The 13,938-nt window shown below is 60.9% G+C and carries 15 protein-coding genes and 1 pseudogene; 5 read left to right on the forward strand and 11 right to left on the reverse strand.

Features of this window, described 5'->3' with window-relative positions:
- Positions 1 to 45: 45 nt before the first annotated feature.
- Positions 46 to 2,346 carry an ATP-dependent Clp protease ATP-binding subunit ClpA gene (gene clpA, locus HWE17_RS23155; protein WP_035825884.1) on the reverse strand — a complete coding sequence of 767 codons (2,301 nt, stop codon included), beginning with the start codon at positions 2,344 to 2,346 and terminating at the stop codon, positions 46 to 48.
- Positions 2,343 to 2,645, reverse strand: coding sequence for an ATP-dependent Clp protease adapter ClpS (gene clpS, locus HWE17_RS23160; RefSeq protein WP_034751577.1), 303 nt, complete (start codon positions 2,643 to 2,645; stop codon positions 2,343 to 2,345). Before clpS ends, clpA begins: the two co-directional genes overlap by 4 nt.
- 321 nt (positions 2,646 to 2,966) lie before the next feature.
- Here clpS and HWE17_RS23165 point away from each other — a divergent pair, with 321 nt between their 5' ends.
- Positions 2,967 to 3,170, forward strand: coding sequence for a cold-shock protein (locus HWE17_RS23165; protein ID WP_010395943.1), 204 nt, complete (start codon positions 2,967 to 2,969; stop codon positions 3,168 to 3,170).
- A 90-nt stretch (positions 3,171 to 3,260) separates the two neighbouring features.
- On the opposite strand, the gene icd is transcribed toward HWE17_RS23165, so the two are convergent.
- Positions 3,261 to 4,514 carry an NADP-dependent isocitrate dehydrogenase gene (gene icd / locus HWE17_RS23170; protein ID WP_176390391.1) on the reverse strand — a complete coding sequence of 418 codons (1,254 nt, stop codon included), beginning with the start codon at positions 4,512 to 4,514 and terminating at the stop codon, positions 3,261 to 3,263.
- Positions 4,515 to 4,794: 280 nt separating this feature from the next.
- On the opposite strand from icd, the gene HWE17_RS23175 reads away from it, so the two are divergent.
- The 3 genes from HWE17_RS23175 to HWE17_RS23185 all read left to right on the forward strand — a co-directional run bounded on the left by HWE17_RS23175 (position 4,795) and on the right by HWE17_RS23185 (position 6,368).
- Positions 4,795 to 5,358, forward strand: a complete 564-nt coding sequence (locus HWE17_RS23175) for a pseudouridine synthase (protein ID WP_096234386.1) — start codon at positions 4,795 to 4,797, stop codon at positions 5,356 to 5,358.
- Positions 5,359 to 5,465: 107 nt separating this feature from the next.
- Positions 5,466 to 5,792, forward strand: coding sequence for a hypothetical protein (locus tag HWE17_RS23180; protein WP_176390392.1), 327 nt, complete (start codon positions 5,466 to 5,468; stop codon positions 5,790 to 5,792).
- Positions 5,793 to 5,924: 132 nt separating this feature from the next.
- On the forward strand, positions 5,925 to 6,368 hold the full coding sequence (locus tag HWE17_RS23185; RefSeq protein ID WP_176390393.1) for a DUF192 domain-containing protein: 444 nt from the start codon (positions 5,925 to 5,927) through the stop codon (positions 6,366 to 6,368).
- Positions 6,369 to 6,525: 157 nt separating this feature from the next.
- Here the strand turns inward: HWE17_RS23185 and rpsT are convergent, their stop codons facing one another.
- A complete protein-coding gene (gene rpsT, locus HWE17_RS23190; protein ID WP_010395935.1) occupies positions 6,526 to 6,792 on the reverse strand; it encodes a 30S ribosomal protein S20 in 267 nt (88 codons plus the stop codon).
- A gap of 308 nt (positions 6,793 to 7,100) precedes the next feature.
- Here rpsT and murJ point away from each other — a divergent pair, with 308 nt between their 5' ends.
- Entirely contained in the window at positions 7,101 to 8,648 is a 1,548-nt protein-coding gene (murJ, locus tag HWE17_RS23195; RefSeq protein ID WP_176390394.1) for a murein biosynthesis integral membrane protein MurJ, read from the forward strand.
- Positions 8,649 to 8,801: 153 nt separating this feature from the next.
- On the opposite strand, the gene HWE17_RS23200 is transcribed toward murJ, so the two are convergent.
- The 7 genes and pseudogenes from HWE17_RS23200 to HWE17_RS23230 all read right to left on the reverse strand — a co-directional run.
- Positions 8,802 to 9,296, reverse strand: a complete 495-nt coding sequence (locus HWE17_RS23200) for an FxDxF family PEP-CTERM protein (RefSeq protein WP_035825867.1) — start codon at positions 9,294 to 9,296, stop codon at positions 8,802 to 8,804.
- 245 nt (positions 9,297 to 9,541) lie between these two features.
- On the reverse strand, positions 9,542 to 10,186 hold the full coding sequence (locus HWE17_RS23205; protein ID WP_176390395.1) for a type II secretion system protein: 645 nt from the start codon (positions 10,184 to 10,186) through the stop codon (positions 9,542 to 9,544).
- A 5-nt stretch (positions 10,187 to 10,191) separates the two neighbouring features.
- Positions 10,192 to 10,581: a type II secretion system protein gene (locus tag HWE17_RS23210; RefSeq protein ID WP_176390396.1), complete on the reverse strand. Its 390-nt coding sequence runs from the start codon at positions 10,579 to 10,581 to the stop codon at positions 10,192 to 10,194.
- 3 nt (positions 10,582 to 10,584) lie between these two features.
- Entirely contained in the window at positions 10,585 to 11,076 is a 492-nt protein-coding gene (locus HWE17_RS23215; protein ID WP_176390397.1) for a type II secretion system protein, read from the reverse strand.
- Positions 11,073 to 13,094 carry a secretin N-terminal domain-containing protein gene (locus HWE17_RS23220; RefSeq protein ID WP_176390401.1) on the reverse strand — a complete coding sequence of 674 codons (2,022 nt, stop codon included), beginning with the start codon at positions 13,092 to 13,094 and terminating at the stop codon, positions 11,073 to 11,075. Before HWE17_RS23220 ends, HWE17_RS23215 begins: the two co-directional genes overlap by 4 nt.
- Complete coding sequence (locus HWE17_RS23225) at positions 13,094 to 13,624, reverse strand: hypothetical protein (protein ID WP_176390398.1); 531 nt, start codon at positions 13,622 to 13,624, stop codon at positions 13,094 to 13,096. Before HWE17_RS23225 ends, HWE17_RS23220 begins: the two co-directional genes overlap by 1 nt.
- A pseudogene (locus tag HWE17_RS23230) lies at positions 13,621 to 13,938 on the reverse strand (hypothetical protein); the annotation flags it as partial. The pseudogene HWE17_RS23230 and the gene HWE17_RS23225, both read right to left, overlap by 4 nt.

The following is a 13,938-nucleotide window of genomic DNA, read 5'->3' on the forward strand; positions in this document are numbered from 1 at the left end:
CCCGCGCCACTTGCGTGGGCGGGTTTTTCATTGACTGCAGGAAGCTTATTCGACTTCCACCGTTTCCGGTGCTGCCGTCGGCGCCGCGTCTGGCGGTTCCGGGAATTCCAGCAAGACCTGGTCCTTGTCGTCGAGGTCGACGGTGACACGTCCACCGGTGACCAGGCGGCCGAACAACAGTTCGTCGGCCAGGGCCTTGCGGATCATGTCCTGGATCAAGCGTGCCATCGGACGCGCACCCATGAGCGGATCGAAACCTTTCTTGCCGAGGAAAGCACGCAGCTTCTCGGTAAATACGGCTTCGACCTTTTTCTCGTGCAACTGCTCTTCCAGCTGCATCAGGAACTTGTCGACCACGCGCAGGATGATTTCCTGGTCCAGCGAGCGGAAGCTGATGGTCGCGTCGATGCGGTTGCGGAACTCCGGCGTAAACATGCGCTTGATGTCGGCCATCTCGTCGCCAGCCTGCTTCGAGTTGGTGAAGCCGATCGACGTCTTTTGCAAGCTTTCCGCGCCCGCATTGGTCGTCATGATGATGATCACGTTGCGGAAATCGGCTTTGCGGCCATTGTTGTCCGTCAAGGTGCCATGGTCCATGACTTGCAGCAGGATATTGAAAATGTCCGGATGGGCTTTTTCAATTTCATCGAGCAGCAAGACCGCATGCGGCTTCTTGGTGATCGCTTCCGTCAGCAAGCCGCCCTGGTCGAAACCGACGTAACCCGGCGGCGCACCGATCAGGCGCGACACGGCATGGCGTTCCATGTATTCCGACATGTCGAAACGGATCAGCTCGATACCGAGGATGAAGGCCAGCTGTTTCGCCACTTCGGTCTTGCCGACGCCGGTCGGACCGGAGAACAGGAAGGAACCGATCGGCTTGTCCGTCTTGCCAAGGCCCGCACGCGCCATCTTGATGGCCGACGCCAGCGCATCGATGGCGGGATCTTGCCCGAACACGACATTGCGCAAGTCGCGGTCGATCGTCTGCAGCTTGCTGCGGTCGTCCTGGTTGACCGTTTGCGGCGGAATGCGCGCGATCTTGGCGATGATGTCCTCGATCTCGGCCTTGCCGATGGTTTTCTTTTGCTTCGACTTCGGCAGGATGCGCTGCGCCGCGCCTGCTTCATCGATGACGTCGATCGCCTTGTCGGGCAGATGGCGGTCGTTGATGAAGCGCGCCGCCAGTTCGGCCGCCGTCGACAGGGCCGAGGCCGAGTATTTCACGCCATGGTGCTCTTCGAAGCGCGATTTGAGGCCGCGCAAGATTTGCACGGTTTGCTCGACGGTCGGCTCGTTGACGTCCACTTTCTGGAAGCGGCGGGAGAGCGCATGGTCTTTCTCGAACACGCCGCGGAATTCCGTGTACGTGGTCGCGCCGATGCATTTCAATTGACCATTCGCCAGTGCCGGTTTCAGCAGGTTGGACGCGTCCAGGGTGCCGCCCGACGCCGAACCCGCACCGATGATGGTGTGGATTTCGTCGATGAACAGGATGCCGTTCGGATTGTCCTTCAATTGCTTGAGCACAGCCTTCAGGCGCTGTTCGAAGTCGCCGCGGTATTTGGTCCCGGCCAGCAAGGCGCCCATGTCCAGCGAATACACGACGGCATTCTGCAGGATTTCCGGCACATCGCTTTGCGTGATGCGGTAAGCGAGGCCTTCGGCGATGGCCGTCTTGCCCACGCCCGCCTCGCCGACCAGCAGCGGATTGTTCTTGCGGCGACGGCACAGGATCTGGATCACGCGGTCGACTTCTTCCTCGCGACCGATCAGCGGGTCGATCTTGCCTTCGGCAGCGGCCTTGTTCAGGTTTTGCGTGAACTGGTCGAGCGGGCTTTCCTTCGGCTGGCCATCGACAGGCGCTTCTTCCACGCCTTCGGAGGCTTTCGCGCTTTCCGTCGACTGGTCCTTGCGCACGCCGTGCGAAATGAAATTGACCACGTCCAGGCGCGTCACGCCCTGCTGGTGCAGGTAGTAGACCGCATGCGAATCCTTTTCGCCGAAGATGGCCACCAGCACATTGGCGCCCGTGACTTCCTTCTTGCCATTCGAGGCGGACTGGACGTGCATGATGGCACGCTGGATCACGCGCTGGAAACCAAGCGTCGGCTGGGTGTCGACTTCGCCCGTGCCAGGCACGGTCGGCGTGTTATCGCCGATGAAATTGGTGAGGGTCTTGCGCAGGTCCTCTATATTGACCGCGCAGGCACGCAACACCTCGGCAGCGGAGGGATTGTCCAGCAGTGCCAGCAGTAAATGCTCAACCGTGATGAATTCGTGCCGTGCCTGCCGAGCTTCGACAAACGCCATGTGCAAACTTACTTCTAATTCCTGCGCAATCATACTTCCTCCATCACGCACTGCAGGGGGTGCCCCGCCTTGCGCGCATGCGTTAAAACGAACTCCACTTTGGTACACGCTATATCTTTAGAGAACACGCCGCACACTCCTTTGCCGTAGCGATGAACACTGAGCATGATTTGCGTCGCCGTTTCACGGTCCTTGTTGAAATACTCCTGAATGATGGCCACCACGAATTCCATCGGGGTGTAGTCGTCATTGAGCAAGGCTACCTGGTAGAGCGGTGGCGGCTTCAGCACTTGCCGCTCCAGCAGGGTTTCTGTGTCGTGCTTGGTTGCCATACGCTTATTCTAATGCTTTCACAGTGGTTGTCATGCGCAATATCTACGCCTTTCCAATTGTTTTCAATCTTACGCGTTTTCTTAATAGTGCGCAGATGGCGACCTTGCCGTCAAAATCAAGAGTTGCTTTTTTGGTTGCCGTGAAGAATTTGGCAATATCGATGGAAAAGCGCTTGACTTCATTATTTATTCCGCCAACAATGCTGTATCGACTGTTGCAGTAATGTACAGCTTGATAAGAAGTGAGACGTCGAGGAGGGGGCAAGAAGCTTCTTGCTTTTATGGCTCGTGTGATTTGTTTTAATTTTGAAAGTTCTTTTTATGGCAACAGGTACAGTTAAGTGGTTCAATGATTCCAAAGGTTTTGGCTTCATCACTCCAGATGACGGCGGCGAAGATTTGTTTGCTCACTTCTCCGCAATCAACATGAACGGTTTCAAGACCCTCAAAGAAGGTCAAAAAGTTCAATTCGAAGTCACGCAAGGCCCTAAAGGCAAGCAAGCTTCCAACATCCAAGCAGCCTAAGCATCGCCGGCCCTCAGATGTGAAAAACCCCGTTTCCTTGAAGCGGGGTTTTTTTTCGCCCGCAGGGTGTGCAACACCCTGCCCCTCCTATTACATGTGCTCGATCATCACGGCGCCAAAACCCGAACACGACACTTGCGTGGCGCCTTCCATCAGGCGGGCGAAGTCATAGGTGACGCGCTTCGAGGCGATCGATTTTTGCATCGAGGCAATGACCAGATCCGCCGCTTCCAGCCAGCCCATGTGGCGCAGCATCATTTCCGCCGACAAAATCAAGGAACCGGGATTGACGTAATCCTTGCCCGCGTACTTCGGCGCCGTGCCGTGCGTCGCTTCGAACATGGCGACGGAGTCCGACAGGTTGGCCCCCGGCGCGATGCCGATGCCGCCCACTTGCGCCGCCAGCGCGTCGGAAATGTAATCGCCGTTCAAATTCAAGGTGGCGATGACGCTGTATTCGACCGGACGCAGCAAAATCTGTTGCAGGAACGCGTCAGCGATGGAATCCTTGACGATGATGTCGCGGCCCGTCTTCGGATTCTTGAACTTGCACCATGGACCGCCATCGATCAGCTCGGCACCGAATTCCTTTTGCGCCAGCGCATACGCCCAGTCGCGGAAGCCGCCTTCCGTGTACTTCATGATGTTGCCTTTGTGCACGATCGTCACGGATGGCTTGTCATTGTCGATCGCGTACTGGATGGCCTTGCGCACCAGGCGCTCCGTGCCTTCGATGGAGACGGGCTTGATGCCCAGGCCCGACGTGGCCGGGAAACGGATTTTCGTCACGCCCATTTCATTGACGAGGAAATCCATCAATTTCTTGGCTTCGGGCGAACCCTGCTGGTACTCGATGCCGGCGTAGATATCTTCCGAGTTTTCGCGGAAAATCACCATGTCCGTCTTTTCCGGCTCTTTCACGGGCGATGGCACGCCCGTGAAGTAGCGCACGGGACGCAGGCAGACGTACAGATCGAGCTGCTGGCGCAAGGCCACGTTCAGCGAGCGGATGCCGCCGCCCACGGGTGTCGTCAGCGGGCCCTTGATGGAAACGACGTAATCCTTGAGTACTTGCAGGGTTTCTTCCGGCAGCCACACGTCGGGGCCGTACACATTCGTCGATTTTTCGCCAGCATAGATTTCCATCCAGCTGATCTTGCGCGCGCCGCCGTAGGCCTTGGCCACGGCAGCGTCGATCACCTTGATCATGACCGGGCTGATATCGATGCCCGTGCCATCGCCTTCAATGAAGGGAACGATGGGATTATCTGGTACATTCAGCGAAAAATCGGCGTTGACGGTGATTTTTTGGCCGTCAGCAGGTACAGTGATATGTTGATACATCGTGATCTCCGAAGTGGGACACACCGCTGGCGGGCAACACAGGCCGGCGACGCGCTCTGCGATTGCAGAGTTTACAAAAACAAGTCCGAACAAGGCGGCAACAACGCACTTTAGCAGGGAAAGAACACCCGGACCATCCGCGTCGCCAAAGAACCGCAGCGCCATAGTCTTCTATAAGACATAAGACTAACGTTTCACATTATGCACCAGTATCTTACAGGGCGCCACGCTTTTGCGGCGCCGACCAGCAGCCACCATCGTTTGCATCAATTTATCCAGCATGCCACTCATCCTCTTCAATAAACCATTCCAGGTCCTGTGCCAGTTTTCGCCACAGGATGGCCGCGCCACCCTGGCCGACCATCTCACCATCCCCGGCATCTACCCGGCCGGCCGGCTCGACGCCGACAGCGAAGGCTTGCTGCTGCTGACGGACGATGGCCGCCTGCAGCACGAGATCAGCCACCCGGACCGCAAGGAAGCGAAAACCTATCTGGTGCAGGTGGACGGCGTGCCCGACGCGGCCAGCCTGGCGCGCCTGCAGGCGCCGCTGGACCTGGGCGACTTCATCACCAAGCCATGCAAGGCCGTGCGCATCGCCGAGCCGGACTGGCTGTGGCCCCGCAATCCGCCCATCCGCGCGCGCGCCGACAAGCCCACCTCGTGGCTGGCGATCACTTTAAAAGAAGGAAAAAACCGGCAAGTGCGGCGCATGACGGCGGCCGTCGGCCTGCCCACCCTGCGCCTGGTGCGCAGCGCCATCGGCCCGTTCTCGCTGGCCAGCCATCCCTTGCTGCCCGGCGAATGGTGCGAAGTGCCGGCCGAGAACATAGGAAAAGCGTGAGCGGGACAAGAAAAAACAGCCGCGGCGTCGAATTTTGCCAATAAGCACTATTTATTTTTAGATAATGCATTAAAATCATCCCACCTTAACATGACAGAAAAGGAAAGATGATGACAAAAGTAATCCTGGCCCTGGCCGCTACCCTGTTTGCTGGCGCCGCACTGGCGCAATCGGGCGCCAAGGTGCACGCTTCCGCCGCGACCGATGCCGTCAAGCCGCCACCCGCCTCGGCTGCCAGCCATGCGTCGGCCGCCACCGACGCCGTCAAGCCGGCGCCGCCGGCCTCGGCCACCGTCAACGCTTCGGCCGCGACGGATGCGGCGCGTTCCGGTGCATCAACCAAGGCTTCGGCCGCAACCGATGCGCCACGCCTGATTCCCCAGGCACGCAAGACGAAGCAGCCGGCCGCTGAAGCTGGCAAGCCCGTGAAGTAAGTGCAGTTCCCGGGGTTACGGCAGCAGCCATGTTGCTGTAACCCCACGCTTTCGGCGCGGACAGGCAGCATGCTTGACCAGGCAGCCGCCAGCATGGCTTAATCGCCGCTTCGCAGCCACCGTCACGCCCCCATGAAAAATTCCCTACGCCGTCTGATCCTGTCCACCGCCCTGCTGGCCTGCGCCGGCATTGCCCAAGCGCAAACAAAGAGCGTGCAACTGTCGGCTGGCATGCACTTGATCCAGGCGAAAGTGGCCGCCACGGAAGCGCAGCGCGAACAGGGCTTGATGTACCGTGAAAAAATGGAGGCCAATGCGGGCATGCTGTTCGTCTTTGGCAATCCATCGACGCAATGCATGTGGATGAAAAACACGCCGCTGCCCTTGTCCGTCGCCTTTATCGATGCCGGCGGCAAGATCGTCAACATCGAAGACATGCAGCCGCACACGCTCGACAGCCATTGCTCGACGAAGACCGTGCCCGTGCGCTATGCGCTGGAAATGCATCTGGGCTGGTTCAAGCAAAAGAACATCAAGCCAGGCATGAGCATCGGCAACTTGCCGGCCGCGCGCTAGGCGGTGGCCGCTGTCCGCTGCGGACACGGCCGCGAGAAAGCGCGAAAAAGAACGCGAAAAAACCCGCCAGAATGAATCTGCGGGTTTTTGCTTTTCAACCAGTGCCAGCGTACCGGCACAGGCAAGGCCACCGTGGTGGCTTGCCTGCTGGCGAATATTAAGCGGACAGTGCTTTCAAAGCAGCTGCCAGACGGCTCTTATGGCGAGCTGCCTTGTTTTTGTGGATGATCTTCTTGTCAGCGATACGGTCGATGGTCGACACGGATGCTTGGAAGATTGCAGCAGCAGCTGCCTTGTCGCCGCCCTGGATCGCTTTGCGAGCAGCTTTGATAGCCGTGCGCAAGGTCGAACGTTGGGACGAATTGTGTGCGTTTTGCTTAACTGCTTGACGAGCGCGTTTGCGCGCTTGTGCGGTATTTGCCATGGAATTTCCTAAAACAGGGTCAAAGTGCGTTTGCAAACATTAGTGTTTGCCAACCGGTGCGTTCTGTGCGTCTGCCGAACCATGTGTGCCAAACCAGTGCCTGTCAAACATTAGTGTCTGCGTAACAGAATTCTGTACAGCCTTCGATTATAGCGATATTTTCAAGCGGGGGCAAATCAAAAAACCGTGTGTCACGTCAAAAACACGTGAAAATGGGCCTGACAAGGGCGAATAGGCGGCGCTTGTTACCCGCTTGTTACCATATTTTAAGCGTTTGCCGGTACCGCGCCCGGCTATAATCTGCCCCCATGAACTTGCTTAAAACCCTCGCCGCCATTTCCAGCATGACCATGCTGTCCCGTGTAACCGGATTATTGCGCGAAAGCCTGTTCGCGCGCGCCTTTGGCGCCGGCGCCTACACGGACGCCTTCATTGTTGCCTTCCGCATCCCCAACCTGTTGCGCCGATTGTTTGCCGAGGGCGCGTTCTCGCAAGCCTTCGTGCCGATCTTGTCTGAATACAAGAACCAGCATGGCCAGGAAGCGAGCAAGCAACTGGCCGACCATGTGGCCACCACCCTGGTCTGGGCCACCCTGCTCGTCTCGGCCATCGGCATCGTCGGCGCGCCGTGGTTCGTCTACGCGATCGCCACGGGCCTGTCCAAGGATCCGGGCGCTTTTGACGCGGCCGTGTGGATGACGCGCTTGATGTTCCCCTATATTACTTGCATGTCCTTCGTGGCTCTGGCCGGCGGCATTCTGAATACCTGGCGCGAATTCAAGATTCCCGCGTTCACGCCGGTGCTGCTGAACCTGTCGTTCATCGCCGCCTCGCTATTCCTCGCGCCCCATCTGGCGCAACCGATCTACGCCATGGCCATTGCCGTGTTCGCCGGTGGCCTGCTGCAAGTGGCGATCCAGATTCCCGCGCTGATCAAGATCGGCATGCTGCCGCGCCTGTCGATCAATCCCGCCATCGGCCTGTCCGACGGCGGCGTGCGCCGCGTGCTGAAGAAGATGGGGCCGGCCGTGTTCGCCGTCTCGGCAGCGCAGATCAGCCTGATGATCAACACCAGCATCGCGTCGCGCCTGGCAGAAGGCAGCATTTCCTGGCTGTCGTACGCGGACCGCCTGATGGAGTTCCCCACCGCCATGCTGGGCGTGGCCCTGGGCACCATCTTGCTGCCCAGCCTGTCGAAGGCGAACGTGGATGGCGACAAGACGGAATACTCGGCCCTGCTGGACTGGGGCTTGCGTTTGACCTTCCTGCTGGCCCTGCCCGCCGCCGTGGGCATGGCAACCCTGGCCACGCCGCTGATCGCCACCCTCTTCCATTACGGCAAGTTCACGGCCGAATCCGTGACCATGTCGACGCAGCCGCTGGTGGCTTACAGCCTGGGCCTGATCGGCATCATCTTGGTAAAAACCCTGGCCCCCGCCTTTTATGCGCGCCAGGACATCCGCACGCCCGTGAAAATCGCCATCGGCGTGCTGATCGCCACGCAGCTGATGAATCTGCTGTTCGTGCCCTACATCGCCGTGGCCGGCCTGGCCCTGTCGATCGGCCTGGGCGCCTGTCTGAACGCCACTTTTCTGTACTGGGGCTTGCGCAAGCGCGGCATCTACCAGCCGAAACCGGGCTGGGCCAAGTTCTTCCTGCGCCTGCTGCCGGCACTCATCGTGATGGGCGGCGTGGCGTATGCTGGCGCCATGCGCATCGACTGGATCGCCATGCAAGCCCATCCGCTGTTGCGGGCCGGCGCGCTGGCCCTGGTGGTGACCCTGTGCGGCGTGGCCTACTTTGCCACCTTGTTCCTCGTTGGCTTCCGCTTCCGCGATTTCAAGCGCCACGCGTAACAACATGCGCAGGACGTTGTTGCCTGCGTCTCGCCGTACTAGCGTACTGTCTTCGACTTGGCGCCTAGTCCTGCGCATGTTGTCGTAATCGCACACGTAACAAGAAACAAAAAAACCCGCCTCGGCGGGTTTTGTCATTCTAACCAACGAAAATCAGGCAGCTTTGCGGGCGCGGCGGGCCGCGAAGCCGACCAGCGCCAGGCCGCCCAGCAGCATGCCGTAGGTTTCCGGTTCCGGCACGGGCAAGGCGGAGACCGTGCCCACGTACTGGCCATTTTGCAAACCACTCAAGCCCGATACACGCACCTCGTAGTTGCCCGCAGCCAGGGAACCGGCCCAGCTCAGGCTCTGGATGCCGGCCACCGACGTCAGGGTCAGGTCGCCATAACCCACCAGTGTGGCCGCGAAGTTGCTGATCGCGCCTTCGGCAACGGAAAACGTTTGCAAGGCGCCAAACGAGGTCGACGATGGGGTCAGCAGCTTGAAGGTCCACAAATCATCGACCACCGAATTGGCGGCGAAATTGGTGGTGATCGATGCCCGCGTATCGAAGCCGCTCGGGTCCAGGATACCCAGATTGTAGGTGGCCGCCGATGCGCTGAACGATGCTGCAGCCAGAATGCCTGCCGCGATAAATTTCAATTTCATAAATTATCCCTTAAAAGTAATTTATGGCCGCCAAGTGGGCCAGCCATCGCTTTAGTACTGAAAGTACCAAGCGGAATGGTAGCATAAAGACATTAAATTACTTGTAATTATTTTATCGAAATTTCATTTATTGAAAGTGTTTCCTCTATGAAATGGTTATGAGTCAAGATGAATTTCCAGGTGAAAATAGTTACCCTTGGATACTCGTTGTTGACTTATGGTTAAAGCAGATTGCGCGCTTCTTGTTATGCGCCGGTCTCCTCCTCCGGCTCCACCACCTCGGCCGGTACCGGTTCGGACGCTGGCGCGGCAGCTTGTGGCGGTGGAAACAAGGCGGGCGGTGTGGTGGAGGACGGTGCGGCGGCGTCTGCCGGCGCCAGCGGCAGCCCTGCCGGCGCCAGCGGCAGCCCTGCCGGCGGCACGGGCCCACCGGCGACAAACTGCCACTCGGACAGGTGCGACCTGCCTTCGAAACCGGTGAAACGGGCCTCGAAATTACCCACTTTCAAAGGCGCGGACGACGACAGGCTATGCACGCCGATGATGCCCTGGCTGCCGGGCTGGTATAGCAAGCCCCACTCGGCGCGCCCCGTGATGGGGTCCACATACAGCTTGCGCAAATGCCGGCGCACTTGCGGAAAGCGGGGGTCGCGCAGCAAGGCAGCCAGGCTCGGCGGCTGCTGCGGCTGGCCGGCTGGCGTGGCGCCCGCGTAACTCTGCAGCGCATCGACAAACTGCGCGCCGATGTCGAGCAATTCCTGCTCGGCCGCCTGGCGCTGCAGCAGGGAACCCATCTTCAGCCCGGCCGCCCCCACGAGGCCCAGGATGGCCACCAGGATGATCAGGCCCAGGTAAGTGAAACCACGCTGGCGGCGCGCAGGACGGTGCATGGCCGCTACCAGTCGGCGAACGGCGTGCCGCTGCGGTCCTTGCCGGGCGCGCCGCTTTTCACGTCATACACCTGGCCCGGCGTGTCGTCGGGTGGCGGCACGATGAGCCAGCTGCTGTCGCTGTCCGTGATGGGGTCGATGGGCATGGCGCGCAGATATTTCTTTTCCACCAGTTGCTCCAGCGTATCGGGATAACGGCCCGTATCGCCGTGGAACTGGTCGATGGTCGCGCGCAGGTTGCGCAAGTTATCGGCCAGCACGGTTTCCTTCGCCTTGTCGAGGCTGGGAAAATAGCGGGGCACGGCCAGGGTCAGCAGCAGCGCCACGATGCCGAGCACCACCAGCAACTCGATCAGGGTAAAGCCGCGCGTGCGGGCGCGGTCATGTACGGGCATGGTTCACCATAGACGGTAAGGCACGTTGTTCAGGCCGGTCTTGTTGGAAGTCGAGTACACATCGTAGACATCGTCGCCCTCGCGCGGTTCGGCCGCTTCGCTGGCGTAGCTGCGCTTGCCCCACGTTTGCGCATCACTGAGGCCAGCATCCGCATTGAACGGGTCGCGCGGCACGCGGCGCAGGAAAAACAGCTTGCTGCGCTTCGGGTTGCGCTGGTCCGGCACGCCCTCGACCAGCAATTCCAGGCTTTTCGGATAGCCGCTGACGTCGGGCGCGCGCAGGACGCGGCCCTCGTCGCCGGCCCGTTTATAGGCGTCGAGCCCCTGGCGGATCTCGCGCAACGCGCGCCGCAGCTCCTGCTCCTGGCGCCGCTGCACCGTCACCTGCGTGACGGGGATCACCAGGGTGGCCAGCACGCCCAGGATGGTCAGGGTCACCAGCAGCTCGATCAGGGTGAAGCCGCCTCGCCCGCCTTGCGCTTGCGCCAGTCTCATTTGGCGGGAGGCGGCGCCACCGGCACCGGCTGGCTGGACGAGAACGGCAAAGGCGCCGCCTGCAGCGGCACGGGCTGGCCAGCCGGTATCGGCAAGGGAGAGGCGGCCGGCTCGGGCGACGGCGCCACGTCCGGCGCCGGCACGCTCTGCGGCAAGGCCGCTGGCACCTGGCCGGGCGCCATCATCGGCTGCGCCGGCGCCGGCTGCATGCCGACGGCCGACGGGCCGGAACGCACGATCACCGTGCCCGGCATCTGCGTGGGCGCCTTGGCCGCCATGTCGGGCCGGCGGCGGAAGCTGCCCTCGGTGCCAGCGGAAAACTCCGACTCCTTCGCTTCCGGACGCTGCACCGTGCGCACCAGGTGCGGCGTGATCGACAGCACGATTTCCGTCTTCTGGCTGTCGTCCTTGCTGCTGCCGAACAGCCGCCCCAGCACGGGGATGTCGCCCAGGCCCGGCACCTTGTTACCCGAGCTGCGCTCTTCATTGTTGATCAGGCCCGCCAGCACCTGGTTTTCACCATCCTTCAATTGCAGCATGGTCGACGCCTGGCGCGTGCCAATCTGGTACAGGGTCGAGCCGCTGCGGGTGGTGGTCGCCGCCCCCAGGTTGCTCACTTCCAGCGAGATGCGGATGCCCACTTCATTGTTCAAATAAATGGTCGGCTCGGCGTTCACCGTCAGGCCCACGTCCAGGTAGCTGACCGACTCGGACGCGAAGCCGCCCGTGCCCGGCGAAATGGTGGTGGTCACCACGGGTACCCTGTCGCCGATGACGAATTTCGCCTTTTCACGGTTGCGTACGCGGATGCGCGGGTTGGCCAGGATGTTCGCGTCACCATCCGTCTTGTTGGCGTTTGCCGTCACGGACAGGTCACTCACGCCGATGGTGCGCTGATTCAGTCTATTCAAGTCGCTGATGGTCAGCCCGATCCCGCCCGAGGTGGAAAGCGGCGTCAGGGTCAGGCTCGATGGCCAGGCCACGCCCAGTTCCATCAGGCGGCTGCGCTTGACTTCGAGGATTTCCAGCTCCAGCACCACTTCCGCCTCGGGCACGTCCTGCAGCGCGATCAGGCGCTCGGCCAGGCGGATCGCCTCGGGCGTGTCGCGCACGATGACGAGGTTGAGTTTTTCATCGGCCACCACGTCGCGCGTCTTCAAAATGGTCTTGAGCGTGTTGGCCACCTGCCTGGCGTCCGCGTTCGCCAGGAAGAAGGTCTTTACCAGCACTTCCTGGTACTCCTTCAATTTTGCCGCCACGTTCGGGTAAATCAGAATCGTGTTCGCATCCATCACCTGCTGTTCCAGCTGGTTCGTCACCAGCAGGAAGTAGACGGCCGATTCCACCGTGCTGTTTTTCAGGAAGATCGACGTTTTCGCATCCGCCTTGACGTCCTTGTCGAAGACGAAATTGAGGCCGGAACGGCGCGCGATCAGCTCGAACACCTGTTTTAACGGCGCGTCGCGAAACTCGATGGTGATCGGCTGCTTGTACGACTTGGCCAGGCCCGATTCGACGACGGGCGGCGCCGTCTTTTCATCGACTTCACGCAGCAGCGCGCGCGCGCCGGCGTGATTCGGCTGCTCCGTCAGGATGGCGTTCAGGCGCTGGCGCGCGGGGTCGTAGCGCTTGGCGTCGATATCCTTCTGCGCTTCGGCCAGCAGCTTGCCCTGGCGCTGCTCGCGCTCGAGCGCGCGCAAGCCGCTGTTGGCGCGCTCGTTCTGCGCATCGATTTCCAGCACACTCATGAAGGAAGCGCGCGCCAGCTCGCCCTGCCCCGTTTGCGCCTGGCGCTCGGCCTGCTGCAAGCGGCTGCCGGTTGCCCGTTCGCGCGCCTGCAAGTAGGCGCTGCGGTATTGCGCGTTGCCGGGATCCTGCCGCAGCGCTTCCTGCAACTTTTGCAGGCCAGCCGGCACCTGATCTTGCGCAATCAGCTCGCGCCCGTCGCGGTAAGCTTGCTGCCCGGCGCAGCCGGACAGCAACAAGAGCAGCAGCGCCGATGAAAAGGAACGAGACATCACTCGGAAACTCCAATGTTGAGCTGCTGAACCTGGTTCAACGGCAGATAAGTGAGCGTCATGACGGGCGGCGCGATCGTCACGACCTTGTAGGCGCCATCGATGACGGTATGGGCGCGCACGATATACGTCTTGTCGGCGCGCGACAAAAACACTTCCCAGGCGCCATCGGCGGCCGCCTTGCCCAGATAGACGAAGGGCAGCGGCGGCGCCATCGGCGGTGGTGGCGGCGGTGGCGCGACGGCTACGATTTTCGGCGGCGGCGGATTCCAGTTCTGGCTCTGGAAGACAGCGGCAGCGCCATCGGCGCCGCCAAACGTCTCGCCCTCCTCGCCCGCCACTTCGCTGCGCGGCAGCAGGGCCAGGATGGCCGGCTGCGCGGCCGGTGCCCTGGCGGCAGCATGGCGCGCGGGCGCGACGGCCCGCTCGACCGCCTCGGCCACCTCGGCCACGGGCTGGCGCTCGCCAAACAACAGCAAGGCGCCCGCGCCCAGCACGCCGGCCAGCATGAGACGATGGCGCGGGGTCAAGGAGCTTCTCCCGCGCTGTCAGCTAAATAAAAAGTCAGGCGCAAGCGCGCTTCGAGTTGCGTATCGGCGATCTGCTCGCGGCGGAAACTCAGTTCGTCGAGCGAAGCAAAGGGAACGGCGCGCAGCGCTTGCAGCGCGAACTGCGACACGGCCGCATAACTGCCTTTCAGCGGCAAGCTCACCTGGTATGTCGCGACCCTGCTGGCCTTGTCGTAACCACTCTTGTATTCACCCTGCGCCAGCAGCAGGCCGTTTTTCGCGGCCAGGTCGAACAGCTGCTTGACTTGCTGCTCCGCGTGGCGCTGCTGTCCCAA

Source organism: Janthinobacterium sp. BJB401 (genome assembly GCF_013372745.1).
Lineage (GTDB): Bacteria > Pseudomonadota > Gammaproteobacteria > Burkholderiales > Burkholderiaceae_D > Janthinobacterium > Janthinobacterium rivuli.